Source organism: Thermophilibacter provencensis, assembly GCF_030372065.1.
Lineage (GTDB): Bacteria > Actinomycetota > Coriobacteriia > Coriobacteriales > Atopobiaceae > Thermophilibacter > Thermophilibacter provencensis_A.
The window spans coordinates 50,304-63,891 of the sequence record NZ_JAUDEA010000003.1; the positions used below are offsets into that span (position 1 = coordinate 50,304).

12 protein-coding genes are annotated in these 13,588 nt (G+C 65.3%); 5 read left to right on the top strand and 7 right to left on the bottom strand.

All coding sequences use genetic code 11. The features are described 5' to 3' along the window. Window positions 1–245: 245 nt before the first annotated feature. The 4 genes from QUW25_RS03095 (at window position 246) to gltA (ending at window position 3,899) form a co-directional block, all read left to right on the top strand. A complete protein-coding gene (locus tag QUW25_RS03095) occupies window positions 246–821 on the top strand; it encodes a hypothetical protein (protein ID WP_289510777.1) in 576 nt (191 codons plus the stop codon). Window positions 822–828: 7 nt separating this feature from the next. Then, window positions 829–1,404 (top strand): aminoacyl-tRNA hydrolase, encoded by a 576-nt coding sequence (pth, locus tag QUW25_RS03100; RefSeq protein WP_289510778.1) that lies wholly within the window; start codon window positions 829–831, stop codon window positions 1,402–1,404. Window positions 1,405–1,668: 264 nt separating this feature from the next. Beyond that, window positions 1,669–2,511 carry a sulfide/dihydroorotate dehydrogenase-like FAD/NAD-binding protein gene (locus QUW25_RS03105; RefSeq protein WP_289510779.1) on the top strand — a complete coding sequence of 281 codons (843 nt, stop codon included), beginning with the start codon at window positions 1,669–1,671 and terminating at the stop codon, window positions 2,509–2,511. Continuing rightward, on the top strand, window positions 2,499–3,899 hold the full coding sequence (gene gltA, locus QUW25_RS03110) for an NADPH-dependent glutamate synthase (protein WP_289510780.1): 1,401 nt from the start codon (window positions 2,499–2,501) through the stop codon (window positions 3,897–3,899). Before QUW25_RS03105 ends, gltA begins: the two co-directional genes overlap by 13 nt. 91 nt (window positions 3,900–3,990) lie before the next feature. Here gltA and QUW25_RS03115 read toward each other — a convergent pair whose 3' ends face one another. The 4 genes from QUW25_RS03115 to QUW25_RS03130 form a co-directional block, all read right to left on the bottom strand. Next, entirely contained in the window at window positions 3,991–5,124 is a 1,134-nt protein-coding gene (locus QUW25_RS03115; protein ID WP_289510781.1) for an acyltransferase family protein, read from the bottom strand. A 100-nt stretch (window positions 5,125–5,224) separates the two neighbouring features. Beyond that, window positions 5,225–5,764 carry a helix-turn-helix domain-containing protein gene (locus QUW25_RS03120; protein ID WP_289510782.1) on the bottom strand — a complete coding sequence of 180 codons (540 nt, stop codon included), beginning with the start codon at window positions 5,762–5,764 and terminating at the stop codon, window positions 5,225–5,227. A gap of 251 nt (window positions 5,765–6,015) precedes the next feature. Further along, window positions 6,016–7,653, bottom strand: a complete 1,638-nt coding sequence (gene groL, locus QUW25_RS03125; protein WP_289510783.1) for a chaperonin GroEL — start codon at window positions 7,651–7,653, stop codon at window positions 6,016–6,018. A gap of 60 nt (window positions 7,654–7,713) precedes the next feature. Further along, on the bottom strand, window positions 7,714–8,004 hold the full coding sequence (locus tag QUW25_RS03130) for a co-chaperone GroES (protein WP_289510784.1): 291 nt from the start codon (window positions 8,002–8,004) through the stop codon (window positions 7,714–7,716). 250 nt (window positions 8,005–8,254) lie between these two features. On the opposite strand from QUW25_RS03130, the gene QUW25_RS03135 reads away from it, so the two are divergent. Further along, window positions 8,255–9,847, top strand: coding sequence for a hypothetical protein (locus tag QUW25_RS03135; protein ID WP_289510785.1), 1,593 nt, complete (start codon window positions 8,255–8,257; stop codon window positions 9,845–9,847). A 168-nt stretch (window positions 9,848–10,015) separates the two neighbouring features. Here the strand turns inward: QUW25_RS03135 and QUW25_RS03140 are convergent, their stop codons facing one another. The 3 genes from QUW25_RS03140 to QUW25_RS03150 all read right to left on the bottom strand — a co-directional run bounded on the left by QUW25_RS03140 (window position 10,016) and on the right by QUW25_RS03150 (window position 13,585). Further along, window positions 10,016–11,956 (bottom strand): NAD(+) synthase, encoded by a 1,941-nt coding sequence (locus tag QUW25_RS03140; RefSeq protein ID WP_289510786.1) that lies wholly within the window; start codon window positions 11,954–11,956, stop codon window positions 10,016–10,018. Between the two features lie 41 nt (window positions 11,957–11,997). Continuing rightward, window positions 11,998–12,690, bottom strand: coding sequence for a transposase (locus QUW25_RS03145; RefSeq protein WP_289510787.1), 693 nt, complete (start codon window positions 12,688–12,690; stop codon window positions 11,998–12,000). A 130-nt stretch (window positions 12,691–12,820) separates the two neighbouring features. Continuing rightward, window positions 12,821–13,585: an amino acid ABC transporter ATP-binding protein gene (locus QUW25_RS03150; protein WP_289510788.1), complete on the bottom strand. Its 765-nt coding sequence runs from the start codon at window positions 13,583–13,585 to the stop codon at window positions 12,821–12,823. Window positions 13,586–13,588: the final 3 nt, after the last annotated feature.

Sequence of the window (13,588 nt, forward strand, 5' to 3'; positions counted from 1 at the left end):
GCGGCCCCGCTTTTCTCGGCGCGCTCTTCTCGGCGCGTCGTCCTTCTCGCCCCCCCCCTATTGCCCTCCCTCTGAGGGTATGTACACAGTTAAAAGTTTTTACGAACGGTGAGACTTACGTTTCCGCTGGTCAGGAGCTTGCGAGAAGTGCATCAGGTTTTGAATTGTGTACATACCCTCGCGGCATGCTCCGGTCGACGTGCGCTACACTGGGGCTACGAGACTCAGGCAGAAAGGCGGTTCTCATGCTGAAGATGATGCGCGGGGCGCTCCTTGCCGCGGGCGCGGTTGCGCTCACGCTCACGGGATGCGCGCCGGAAGCCCCCGCGGACACCCCGACGGACGACCCCGCCCAGGAGACGGTCGTCGAGGACGTGCCCGCCGAGGAGGACGGCCAACCCGAGACGCCCTCCAACGAGACGCCCGCCGAGGACGAGCCCTCCGAGCCCAAGGACGTCCAGCCCGACCAGGCCATCATGGACTCGATGACCTGCGAGGCGTTTAGCCCCGAGCTCCTCGAGCAGATCACCTTGCGCTTTGGCGCGCCGCAGCAGGGCGTCTCCGTCCTCGTTGACGACCACAATCTCACGGACGACATCTGGTGGGTGGTGGTCATGACCCACCCCTCGCCGAGCGGCCAGACGTTCATCCGCTCCGCCTACCTCACCAACGCCCTGCAGCTCGACTACATCAGCGACGGCCTGTGGATCGAGCTCCCGAGCGAGAACCGCTGGCAAAACGTCAGCTGGGAGGGCGAGCTGCTCGTGCGCGGCCAGTCCGCGCTCACCAAGGCCATAGACTTCCTCGACACCTCTGCTTAGGACCACCATGCCCGAGAAGCGCCCGGCGGCCAAGCCCGCCGCCATCAGAATCGTCTGCGGCCTCGGCAACCCCGACGCCGAGTACGCCCGCACGCGCCACAACGCCGGCTTTGCCACCATCGACGCCGTGGCGGCGCGCCGCGGCGTGAGCTACTGGAAGTCCGAGGCGGGGGCCCAGGTGGCCTCGATTACCGTTGTCGATAAGGACGGCGAGAAGCGCGAGGTTCTTCTCGCCAAGCCGATGAGCTACATGAACACCTCCGGCGGGCCGCTCTCCAAGCTTGCTCGCGCCCACCACATGCGACCCGAGGAGATTCTGGTTGTCCACGACGAGGTGGACCTGCCCGCAGGCGAGGTCAGGCTCAAGCTGGGCGGCGGCCTCAACGCGCACAACGGGCTGCGTTCCATCGCCGACAAGCTCGGCAGCCGCGACTTTGCGCGCGTGCAGTTTGGCATTGGTCGGCCGCCCGGGCGCATGGCGGTGGCCGACTACGTGCTGCGCGAGCTCAAGGGCGCCTTCCTCGAGGACTTTGAGCTCACCGTCGAGCGCGCCGCCGACCTCGTGGAGGACGTCCTGCGCTAGCGGGCAAGTCATGACAAAGGTGACAGGGTTGACAAAGGTGACAGGGTAGATTGTCATCATGAAACCCATGATGACAATCTACCCTGTCACCTTTGTCAACCCTGTCACCTTTGTCATGACTTGCCCCGTCGCCCCTGCCGTCCGCCGCTCTTCTCGCCCGCCCACGTTGGATTGCGCGTGCGCTGGGGTACAATGAGGGGTGTTGGAAAGGCCCAGCACAGGGCCGCCAAATCTCAGAGGGAATGCAGGAGAGGAGTTCGGTTAATGTACAAGATCCTCGAAAAGACGCAGTTCTCGGAGAAGGTGTTCAAGTTCCGCATCGAGGCGCCCAGGATGGCCAAGCACGCTCACGCCGGCCAGTTCCTGATGGTGCGCGCCAACGAGACGGGCGAGCGCGTCCCGTTCACGCTTGCAGGCTGGAACGCCGAGGAGGGCTGGGTCGAGTTTATCTTCATGGTGATCGGCAAGACCACCGAGATGCTGTCCACCTACGAGGCGGGCGAGTCCATCAAGGACGTCACCGGCCCGCTGGGCATGCCCACCGAGATGGCCGAGGGCCCCTGCGCGGTCATCGGCGGCGGCGTTGGCCTGGCCATCGCCTACCCGGTTGCCAAGCACCTGGTGGAGACCGGCCACGAGGTCCACGCCATCATGGGCGCCCGCACCAAGGACCTGCTGCTGCTTGAGGAGCAGTTCCGCGAGCTCCTGCCGGAGGACCACATCCACATCACCACCGACGACGGCTCCTACGGCGAGAAGGGCGTGGTCACCGCGCCGCTCGAGCGCCTGCTCCAGGAGAAGGCCGTCACGCAGGTCTTCTGCGTTGGCCCCGTGCCCATGATGAAGTTCTCCGCCCTCACGGCCGAGAAGTACAACACGCCGATCACCGCGTCGCTCAACCCCATCATGGTCGACGGCACCGGCATGTGCGGCTGCTGCCGCGTTGAGGTCGACGGCGAGACGAAGTTCGCCTGCGTCGACGGCCCCGACTTTGACGCCACCAAGGTCGACTGGAATGACCTTCGCGCGCGTCAGGCCGCGTATCTCACCGAGGAGGGCCAGTCCCTCAAGGCCTATGAGGAGGCGAACTGCGCATGCCACAGGTAAACGGTCGCTTTGTTCCGGACATGAAGTCCCCGCGCACGCCGGACAACGAGGAGCCGGCAGCCGAGCGCGCGTGCGACTTCCGCCCCGTCGACAAGGGCTTCACCAAGGAGATGGCGCTGGCCGAGGCCGAGCGCTGCATGGACTGCAAGAAGCCGTTCTGCGTTGAGGGCTGCCCCGTCAACATCAACATCCCCAAGTTCATCGAGAAGATCCGCGAGGAGAAGTTCGGCGAGGCGCTGGACATCATCCGCGAGGACTCGATGCTCCCCGCCATCTGCGGCCGCGTGTGCCCGCAGGAGAACCAGTGCGAGGGCAAGTGCATCCGCGGCAAGAAGGGCGACCCGGTGGCCATCGGCCAGCTGGAGCGCTTCCTCGGCGACCAGCCCGAGCTTGCCTCCAAGCCCAAGATGGCCCCCAAGAACGGCAAGAAGGTCGCCGTCGTGGGCTCCGGCCCGTCCGGCATCACCTGCGCCGGCGAGCTCGCCCGCAACGGCTTTGACGTCACCGTCTTCGAGGCCTTCTTCACCGGCGGCGGCGTGCTCGTCTACGGCATCCCCGAGTTCCGTCTGCCCAAGGCCGTCGTCAAGCGCGAGATCGACGGCCTGGAGGAGATGGGCGTCAAGTTTGAGTACAACTCCGTCGTTGGCCGCATCACCGACGCCGACGAGCTCTTTGCCGAGGGCTACGACGCCATCTACATCGCCACGGGCGCGGGCCTGCCCAAGTTCCTCAACGTCCCGGGCGAGAACCTCCCCAACGTCTTCTTTGCCAACGAGTACCTCACGCGCGTGAACCTCATGAAGGCCAACCGCTTCCCCGAGTACGACACCCCCACCAAGCACGGCAAGAACGTCGTGGTCTTTGGTGGCGGCAACGTTGCCATGGACGCGGTGCGCACCGCCAAGCGCCTGGGCGCCGAGCGCGCGATCATCGCCTACCGCCGCACCGAGGACGAGATGCCCGCCCGTCGCGCGGAGCTCCACCACGCCAAGGCCGAGGGCGTCGAGGTTATGCCGCTCGTGGCCCCGCTGGAGTTCTTGAAGGGCGAGGACGGCGCCGTCTGTGCCGTGCGCGTCCAGAAGATGGAGCTCGGCGAGCCCGACGCCTCTGGGCGCCGTCGCCCGGTGCCCATCGAGGGCGCCGTCGAGGAGATCCCCTGCGACGTGGCCATCTCCGCCATTGGCACCAACGCCAACCCGTTTGCCAAGATGATCGGCGACATCAAGCTCAACAAGTGGGGCTACATCATCGCCGACGAGGACGGCCGCACCTCCGACCCGCGCATCTGGGCCGGCGGCGACATCGTCACCGGCGCGGCCACGGTCATCCTGGCCATGGGCGCCGGCAAGACCGCCGCGGCGAGCATCACCAAGGCGCTCGTCGGGTAGCGAGAAGAACCTCTGGTCGTAGCTGACGGCCCTCCCGGTTTCCACGGAAGCCGGGAGGCCTTTTTCCATTGCGAGGTTCTTCTCGCCGGCTTTATCGGGTGACCAGACGACGGGCGCACGTGGACAGTAGCTTGATGAGCAGCGTCAGGACAAGGGAGATGACAGCCACCACCGCAGCCTCGCTCAGGACGAGGGCAATGTCGGAGAGCATGCTTCCCGTGCCCAGGAGCCCGGTGACGGAGCTGATCAGGCCGCTGGTAAGACCGCGAGCGTCAAGGAACTGAATCACGGGCTTGTGCACGAGGTACACGACAAACGTGCACGACCCAAGGAAGGCGATTCCGCGAAGGGCGGGGCCGGGCTCGCGGTCATGCTCGCCGCGTGGCGGCACGAGGGAAAGACAGGCAACAGCAAGGCAGAGCGCCGACGCAAGCCCAAACGAGGTGTACCAGAAGAGCAGGTGAACCGAGGGCGAGCCTTCCAGGATGAGCCAGCGCTGCACCATCATGCGCAGGACGTTGACCGCAAGAAACGCCACGACCGCACCGATGGCAAGGCCTCGGCGCCGCAGCGAGCCACGATGCTGATAGAGCCAATGCCCCCAAAGCACGTAGATGGCGGCGCAGGTCGCCCCGCCAAACGCATGATGCGAGAAGCCCGCGAGGGCGTTGTCCACAACGTCATTGACCAGAAGCAGGCAGGCGGACGCCACGAGAAAGACACGCCAACGCCGGGGCCTCTCGTCAAGGTAGCTCGCCATTCCCTTGAGAAAGGGAAAGAGCAGCATGAGCAGCAGGTAGACAAAGAGGTACCAGATGTGTCCCAGCTGCGGGAAGGGGTCGTTCCAGGAGAGCAGGCTCGTGAGCAGCGCCCGGTAGTCATCGACGCCGTGCGTCACGCTCTGGGCAAGCGAAAGCCCCTCGATGACGAACCCCCAGAAGTAGAACGTAAGAAGAATGATCGCAAGAAGCGGCAGCGCGATCGTGCGCGCGGACCGTTTTAGCAGGTCGGGATAGCTCTTCGTCCTAAAGAGGAAGAAACCGGTGATGAGCCAGAAGACCGCCACTCCGTCGGCGACAAGACAGGTGATGAGCAGACGCCCGCTGTCGAGCGCTCCCTCGTCAAGAAGATAGGGCGGGCGCACGTGCGCGCAGATGACCAAGAGGCAGCCCACTACGCGCAGAAGCTCGACCCCAATGTCCGTATGGCGTTTCCTGTGCGACATGCACCATCCTCGCGAAGAGCGTTACCCAACAGGACCCATTATCGCAAAACGGCGCGTTAGGGAGATGGGAGGCGGGCGCCTGCGAGCCCGACGGAACGCCCTACTCCAGCGAGATGGTCACGTGGTCGCCGTCACCGCCGTCAACCTCGAGCAGCGTGCCCTTCTCGCCGTGCTTGATGGCCTCGGCGATAAGCGCCGCGTCAACGTCGGCATCACCAAGGTTGAGGTTGACGGTGCCGGGAATCTTGGAGCCGGCCTTCAGGACCATGCTCGCCATCCCCAGCGGAACGTTGATGTTGACGTTGTCCCCGTCGGCACTCTCCACGTTGATGTGCAGCTTGCGGGGCCTGGCATCGTCGGGCTCATCGGACTCGTCAGGCCCAAACTCAACCTCAACGGACTCGATCGACAACGTCGGAATGTCGGGCCCCTTTGAGCCCAGCAGCTCGTCAACCGTTACGTCGAGCGTGCGCGCAAGCGTGGGCAGCAGCAAGATGTCGGGCGCGCTCAGATCATTTTCCCACTTGCTCACCGCCTGCGCCGTCACGCCCAGCTCGCCTGCCAGGCGCTCCTGCGTCATGCCGTGCTCCAGGCGCAGCCGCGCGATTCGACGTCCCAGCGACTCGTTCTTCTCGTCCATGGTTGGTCCTTTCCTTGGGTTCCTGCATGTGGCTCCCACTGTGACATCTCCCTCGGTTGAGTTCCACCAACCATCCTGATACCCCATTCCAGCAGCGGGGACAACCATCAGTTGAGCTCGTCACCACGCCCCGAGAGGACCTTCAGGGCCCCAGACGGAAGACGCCCCCGACCTTCCGGAGAGAAGTTTCTCGAAGAGCACTTCTCGTAGGAAGGTCGGGGGCGCCGTCAGGTGCGTATCAGACCTTGAGCCTAGTACATGCCGCCCTGGCCGCCCTGGGCAGCCGCCGCGGAGATGGCCTCCTCGATAGTGGTGTTCTTGGGCTCGTCGGAGACGGTGGCCTCGGTGATGAGGATGAGCGACGCCACGGAGGCGGCGTTCTGCAGCGTGACGCGGCAGACCTTGACCGGGTCAAGCACGCCCATCTCGATCATGTCGCCGTACTCGCCGGTGGCGGAGTCGAGGCCCTGGCCGGTCGGCAGGCCCTTGATCTTCTCGGCCACGACGGAGCCCTCGAAGCCAGCGTTGTTGGCGATGGTCTTCACGGGCGCCTCGAGCGCCTTGCGGACGATCTCGACGCCGATCTTCTCGTCGGAGTCGACGGTCTCAACGCCGTCGAGAACCTTGGAGGCCTCGAGGAACGCCACGCCGCCGCCGGCGACGATGCCCTCCTCAACGGCCGCGCGGGTAGCCTGAAGGGCGTCCTCGATGCGGTGCTTGATCTCCTTGAGCTCGACCTCGGTGGCAGCGCCAACCTTGATGACGGCCACGCCGCCGGCCAGCTTGGCAAGGCGCTCCTGGAGCTTCTCCTTGTCAAAGTCGGAGGTGGTCACGTCATACTCGGCCTTGATCTGAGCGATGCGCTCGTCGATGGCCTGCTTGGAGCCGGCGCCGCCCACGATGGTGGTGTCGTCCTTGGAGATCTTGACGGACTTGGCGCGGCCGAGCATCTCGGCGGTGACGTCGGTGAGCTGGACGCCGAGCTCCTTCATGGCAACCTGGCCGCCGGTCAGGATGGCAATGTCCTCGAGCATGCGCTTGCGGCGGTCGCCGTAGCCGGGAGCCTTGACGGCGCAGACGTTGAGGACGCCGCGGAGCTTGTTGAGGATGAGGGTGGCAAGGGCCTCGCCGTCCACGTCCTCGGCGATGATGAGCAGCGGCGCGCCCTGCTTCTGGACGGCCTCGAGAATCGGCAGGATGTCCTGGATGTTGGAGACCTTCTGGTCGGTCATGAGGATGTACGGGGAATCGAGCTCGGCCGTCATGGTCTCGTTGTTGGTCGAGAAGTACGGGGAGATGTAGCCCTTGTCAAACTGCATGCCCTCGACGGTGTCGATGTCGATGCCAAAGGTCTGGGACTCCTCGACGGTGATGACGCCGTCCTTGCCCACGACCTCCATGGCGTCGGAAATCTTGTTGCCGATCTCCGGGTCGGAGGCGGAGATGGTGCCGACGGAGGCAATCTGCTTCTTGGTGGAGACCTCCTGCGCGTTCTTGCGCATCTCCTCGACGACGGCGTTCACAGCCTTGTCGACGCCGCGACGGATGGCGATGGGGTTGGCGCCGGCGGCCACGTTGCGCAGGCCCTCGTTGACGATGACCTGGGCGAGGAGCGTGGCGGTGGTGGTGCCGTCACCCACGGCGTCGTTGGTCTTGGTGGCGACCTCCTTCACGAGCTGGGCGCCCATGTTCTCGATGGGGTCCTTGAGCTCGATCTCCTTGGCAACGGAGACGCCGTCGTTGGTGATAGTGGGGGCGCCGTAGGAGCGCTGAAGGGCAACGTAGCGGCCCTTGGGGCCCATGGTGGTGGTCACGGCGTCAGCGAGGGTGTTGACGCCCTTGGCGAGCTTGGCACGAGCGTCGGTGCCGAAGAGAATGTCCTTAGCCATTTCTTGTTCCTCCAAGTTTCTGCGAATGATTCAAAAGGGGTCTGTCCCCTTTTGAATGGGTTAGTCCTCGATGACGGCGTAGATGTCGTCGGCGCGCAGGAGCAGGAAGTCCTCGCCGTCGATCTTCACCTCGTTGCCGCCGAACTTGCCGTAGTAGACCTCGTCGCCAACCTTGACGTCGATGGCGATGCGCTCGCCCTTGTCGTTGAGCTTGCCGGCGCCCACGGCGACGACCTGGCCGCGCTGCGGCTTCTCCTGCGCACCACTGGAGATGTAGAGACCCGTAGAGGTCTTCTCCTCCTTGGGGGCGGGCTTAACCAGGACGCGATCACCAAGCGGCTTGAGAGTCATGTTCAAGAACCTCCTTCTCTGTGCGCCCTCCCGGGCGCATGTGCGACGCCGTGTCATACGCGCCGCCTCAGCCAACGTTGAGAATAATACCCAGACGCGCGGACTTATACCACCACAGATGAAAAAATCTTCCAACTCGCACTTAGATTTTCTGCGGCGCAAGCGCGCAGGCGAGAAGAGCGCGGCCCGCAGCGCCTGTCCGGGCCTTCGGGTAAGATGGGGTAAGAGACCCGACCTGGAGGACAGACCCGTGAAACGTCGCCCCGCCCGTCTTTCTCGCGCCCTTCTCGCCTGCGTGCTTTGCGCGCTCTGCGCCCTAGCTGCCGTCGGCTGCTCCAAGAGCGAGCCGCCCACCGCCACCGCGCGCTACGAATCTGAGGACGCCGTCGTGAACATGGGGCTTCTCCTTCACGGCTATAACTGGGACGGCGTTGCCAACGACGCCGTTGCCCCGACGGAACTTGGCGATGACGACGTCCCCGACCTCGAGGTGTCGGGCGCGCCCGAGGTGGGCGTGTCCTTCTCGCAGCCCGCAACCGAGGTCGAGGTCGTACGCTATGCCGAGGACGGGAGCCACGAGGGGGTTGAGTGCTCGCTCGAGGACGGTACCGCGGCCTTTGGCGTGGAGCCCGGGTGGCGCTACTACGTGGGCGCCTGGTTTGAGGGCGGCGACGCCGGCTATCTCTTTGACGTCAAGGGGGCCGAGATGGGCGAGTTCGTCTCCACGGCGATGGTCGTCACGTTTGGTGACGGCGAGGTCCTCTTTGTGGACCAGGACAGCGAGTCCCCCTACTACCCCACCCTGCCGGAGGGCACGCCCGAGCTCACGGCCGGCAACATCGTGCGCGTGACCGGCAACGGCATCATGCTGGAGAGCTACCCCGGGCAGTACCCGGGCATCACCAAGGTCGAGGTGATCGAGGAGGGCTCACCCGCGGACGCCGAGAAGTACGACGAGCTGGTGGCAGAGATCTGGCAGCCGAAGGACCCGTCCGAGCCCGCCTTTGCCTCGCTCGACTACACGACGGAGCTGGCGGCGACCTCGGTCATGCTCAGCACCTATAGGTGCACCTGGTCCTACGAGGAGGATGGCCAGCTGCAGACCATCTCCGGCGGCGCGCCCGAGCTCAATCTGGACGAGCTGCCCGACGCGCGGATCGAGGGAGCCACGGAGGCCACCGTCTCCTTTGACGTGACGCCCACGGACGTCACGGTGGGGCGGCGCGCGCTTGAGTCCTCCTCGTCCAACCTGGACGAGGTCCCCTGCGAGCTTGACGGGAAGAGCGCCGCGCTGAGCATCGAGCCCGGCTATCTCTACGTCGTTGAGGCCAGCTTTGAGGCGGGCAAGGTCACGTACCACTTTGTCACGCTGACGCCCTCCGTCGAGGGAGTCGGCGCGAAGGACCCCGCGGACCCGCCTGCGGCCACGATCGAGTACGCCTCCCAGAGCGTGCAGGCACTCACCTGCGGCTCAACGTGGAGCTTCGAGCAGGACGGCGAGACCCTCACCGCCACGACCGACACGCCGCACCCCGTGCAGTACGCCGCCGAGGGGATGCCGGCAGTGCACCTGGGGGGCTCCGAGACCCTTACGATGAGCTTTGACGTCCCGGCCACGGGGGCCACGGTCACCTGCTGGAACGAGGGGGACATCTCGGCAGCCGCCGCGCTCGCCGGTTCCGTGCACGACGTTGATCCCAACGAGCTCGCCGCCACGGAACAGGAGGCCGAGGTCGTTGACGGGGCCGTCTCATTTGAGGCTCAGCCCGACTTCCGCTATGCCGTGACCGTCACGTTTGACGCCGGAGAGGCCACTTACGCCTTCACCGTCCCCGCCATCTAGCCCTCCGCCAGCTGTTGTGTGTGGTTTTTTGAGGGGACCTAAAGCATTGGCGAGAAATGACCCGCGGAGCCGCAGGTAGAAAATGCGACTCCGCGGGTCGTACTTTGGCACCCTAGAAAAAACCGCACACAACCGGAGCCATCCCAATTGCGCGGGCTCGCGCGAGGTCTACAGCTCCTCGAGCTCGACGAGCCAGAGGGAGGAGCAAGCGTCCGAGGGCATGCGCAGGTCGCCGCGCGGGCTTACGGCCGCCGAGCCCACCTTGGGGCCGTCCGGCAGGCAGCTGCGCTTGAACTGCTGGGCAAAGTAGCGGCGGTAGAACACCTTGAGCCAGGAGAGGATCGTGGCGTCGTCGTACTTCTCGCCCAGGGCGTAGCGGGCCAGGCGATAGACCTTGCGCGGGCTCGCGCCGTGGCGCAGCACCTCGTAGAGGAAGAAGTCGTGCAGCTCGTAGGGACCCACGAGGTCCTCGGTCTTCTGCGCGATCTTGCCGTCGCCGGCGGCGGGCAGGAGCTCCGGCGAGACCGGCGTGTCCAGCACATCGAGAAGAACCTCTGCCTCCGCTGCGTTTCCGCAGGTATCGGCCACGTAGCGCACAAGATGGCGCACCAGCGTCTTGGGCACGCTCGCGTTGACGGCGTACATGGACATGTGGTCGCCGTTGTAGGTGGCCCAGCCGAGAGCCAGCTCGGAGAGGTCGCCGGTGCCAATGACGAGGCCGCCCTCCTGGTTGGCGATGTCCATGAGGATCTGGGTGCGCTCGCGCGCCTGCGCGTTCTCGTAGGTGACGTCGTGGACGGACTCGTCATGCCCGATGTCGGCAAAGTGCTGGCGCACGGACGCGCCGATCACGACCTCGCGCAGCTGCACGCCGAGCGCCTCGGAGAGCTGGGTGGCGTTGTCGTGCGTGCGGTCGGTGGTACCAAAGCCGGGCATGGTGACGGCGATGATACCGCCGCGGTCCAGGCCGAGAAGATCGAAGGCGCGCACCGCCACGAGCAGCGCGAGCGTGGAGTCAAGGCCACCGGAGACGCCGATCACCGCGCGACGCGAGTGCGTGTGGGCAAGGCGCTTGGCAAGCCCGTGGGCCTGGATGGCAAAGACGTCCTCGCAGCGCTCCGCGCGACGGGCGGGGTCGGACGGCACAAAGGGGCGCGGGTCCACGTAACGCGTGAGCGGTGTCTCGCGCGAGGCGGCGTCCGCGCCCAGCGAGAAGGGCACGCTCACGTAGCCCGCCTCCTCCGGCGCGGCGGCGCACTCGAAGGTGGACATGCGGGTGCGTTCCTGCACGAGAAGGCGAACGTCCACCTCGGAGACGGCGCGACCGTCGCCGAAGGGCTTGCCCTCCGCGAGCAGACGGCCGTTCTCGGCCACGAGGTCGTGTCCGGAGAAGACGAGGTCCTGCGTGGACTCGCCGGTGCCGGCGCTCGCGTACACGTAGCCGCAGACCAGGCGCGCGCTCTGGCCGGTCACGAGGCTGCGGCGGTAGTCCGCCTTGCCCACGACGGCGTTGGAGGCGCTGAGGTTGCAGATCAGCGTGGCGCCTGCCTGCGCGTGGGCGATCGAGGGCGGCGCGGCGACCCAGAGGTCCTCGCAGATCTCCGCCGCCACCACGAGCTCGGGGAGCTCCAGGCACGAGAAGAGCAGGTTGGTGCCGAAGAGCACGTCCTTCTCGCCGCCCGCGAAGACAAAGAGCGGCTCGGCCGGGCCGGGGACGAAGTGGCGACCCTCGTAGAACTCGTTGTAGGTGGGAATGTGGGTCTTGGGGACAACGCCCAGGATCGCGCCGTGCGCGACGGCGGCCGCGCAGTTGTAGAGTTTGCCGCCTGAGCGCACGGGTACGCCGATGAGCAGGAGCGCGTCAAGGTCGGCGGTGCGGGCGGCAAAGTCCGCAAGAGCGGCGTCCGCGGCGCGGATGAGGGAGTCCTGCCAGAAGAGGTCCTCGCAGGTATAGCCCGTGAGCGCGAGCTCAGGCAGGACGATGACGGCGGCGCCGTCCTTCTCGGCGGCCTGGCGCGCGGCCGACGCGCAGGTCTCAACGTTAAAGGCCACGTCCGCAACACGCACCTCCGGCGTCACCGCCGCAACCTTAACGAACCCGTCCCTCATATGTCCTCCTTATGTTACGAAGGGACAGTCCCTTCGTAACATCACGCCCGCGCGATTACCCCTCTTCCGATGCCGGTCAAACGTTGAATCTGGGAAATGGACAGGCCGGCATCCTTAAGTTCAAAGAGTAGCGCATTGCGACGGCCGCGCTCCAGGGCTTTCAGGTCAGCTAGGGCGATCTCGCCGAGAATCCCGGAAGCAAGCCGTCGAGCCTCAGCGTCGGAGAGGCGGGTGCGTTCGAAAAAGCGATGGCTTTCCCCATCCTCTGACGTGCTGAACGCAACAAATCCCTCGACCCCGCCACACAGCTCCAAGGCGCGCGCGGCGTCAATCAGGACCGGTGTCCCAACATATTCGTGATAGCTGCTCCGTGGGTAGTCTTCCGCCGGGCATATTCCCACTTTCGCCGGGTTGTTGTGAATGTAGCGAATCGCTCGCAGCAGATAGTCCCCGTTCTCGATGGGCTGACTCTTGAAGCGCTGCTGAAAGACGTGGCCAACGTGGTCGCTGCTCTTGTTGAAGCGCTGGGCATAGCTGGTGAGCACAGATTTCATAACCTCACCGAGATGGTCCTCGGCATCCTCAAGCAGAAGGTGAACATGATTGGACATGAGGCAATAGGCGATGACTCGAACGCCGCCCTTCTCGCACGCCTTGGAAAGAAACTCGAGAAACGCCTGATAGTCGTATGGACCCTCAAAAAGGTTCTGCCCTCCGCTCCCCTTGGCAATCACGTGATAGAGCCCGGACTCCGACTTAACGCGCGCACCTTGGCATAAGCAACCTCCCCACCCGCAACATAGGTGAGGAGGCTTATACCCATATTAGGCTGAAGAAAAATGTTACGAAGGGACTGTCCCTTCATCACCCGTCGAGGTAGCGGGAGAGGAACTCGCGGGTGCGGGGCTGCTCAGGCGCCGTGAAGAGCTTCTCGGGCGAGCCCTTCTCGGCGATGACGCCCTTGTCCATGAAGACGACCTCGTCGGAGACGTTGCGCGCGAACGCCATCTCGTGCGTGACCACGACCATCGTCATGCCATCGGACGCCAGGCGCCGCATGACCTCGAGGACCTCGCCCACGATCTCCGGGTCGAGCGCCGAGGTGGGCTCGTCGAAGAGCATGAGGTCGGGCTGCATGCAGAGGGCGCGCGCGATGGCGACGCGCTGCTTCTGGCCACCGGAGAGGTTGTTGACGTCGGCGTGCGCAAAGTCGGCGAGCCCCACGGACTCGAGGTGGCCGAGCGCGACCTCCTCGGCCTCCGCCTTGGACATCTTCTTGAGGGTCACCGGTGCGAGCGTGCAGTTGTCGAGCACGTTCATGTTGTTGAACAGGTTAAAGCCCTGGAAGACCATGCCGATCTTCTCGCGCAGGCGGTTCACGTCAACGTGCTCGGCCGCAAGATCGGACCCGTGGAACCACACGTGGCCGGCGTCGGGCGTCTCGAGCAGGTTGATGCAGCGCAGGAGGGTCGACTTGCCCGAACCGGAGGCGCCGATGATCGTGACCACCTGGCCAGGCATGACGTCGAGGTTGATGTCGCGCAGGACCTCGAGGTCACCAAAGGACTTGCGCAGCCCCTCGATGCGGACCATCGGCTCTCCCACGCGGCGCGCGCTCTTCTCGGCCATGGC

Bases quoted from the DNA above. Each gene is read 5' to 3' on its own strand.
- QUW25_RS03130 (WP_289510784.1), bottom strand. From the start codon at position 8,004: ATGACTCTCAAGCCGCTTGGTGATCGCGTCCTGGTTAAGCCCGCCCCC.
- QUW25_RS03150 (WP_289510788.1), bottom strand. From the start codon at position 13,585: ATGGCCGAGAAGAGCGCGCGCCGCGTGGGAGAGCCGATGGTCCGCATC.
- QUW25_RS03120 (WP_289510782.1), bottom strand. From the start codon at position 5,764: ATGGACGAGAAGAACGAGTCGCTGGGACGTCGAATCGCGCGGCTGCGC.
- pth (WP_289510778.1), top strand. From the start codon at position 829: ATGCCCGAGAAGCGCCCGGCGGCCAAGCCCGCCGCCATCAGAATCGTC.
- gltA (WP_289510780.1), top strand. From the start codon at position 2,499: ATGCCACAGGTAAACGGTCGCTTTGTTCCGGACATGAAGTCCCCGCGC.
- groL (WP_289510783.1), bottom strand. From the start codon at position 7,653: ATGGCTAAGGACATTCTCTTCGGCACCGACGCTCGTGCCAAGCTCGCC.
- QUW25_RS03095 (WP_289510777.1), top strand. From the start codon at position 246: ATGCTGAAGATGATGCGCGGGGCGCTCCTTGCCGCGGGCGCGGTTGCG.
- QUW25_RS03105 (WP_289510779.1), top strand. From the start codon at position 1,669: ATGTACAAGATCCTCGAAAAGACGCAGTTCTCGGAGAAGGTGTTCAAG.
- QUW25_RS03140 (WP_289510786.1), bottom strand. From the start codon at position 11,956: ATGAGGGACGGGTTCGTTAAGGTTGCGGCGGTGACGCCGGAGGTGCGT.
- QUW25_RS03115 (WP_289510781.1), bottom strand. From the start codon at position 5,124: ATGTCGCACAGGAAACGCCATACGGACATTGGGGTCGAGCTTCTGCGC.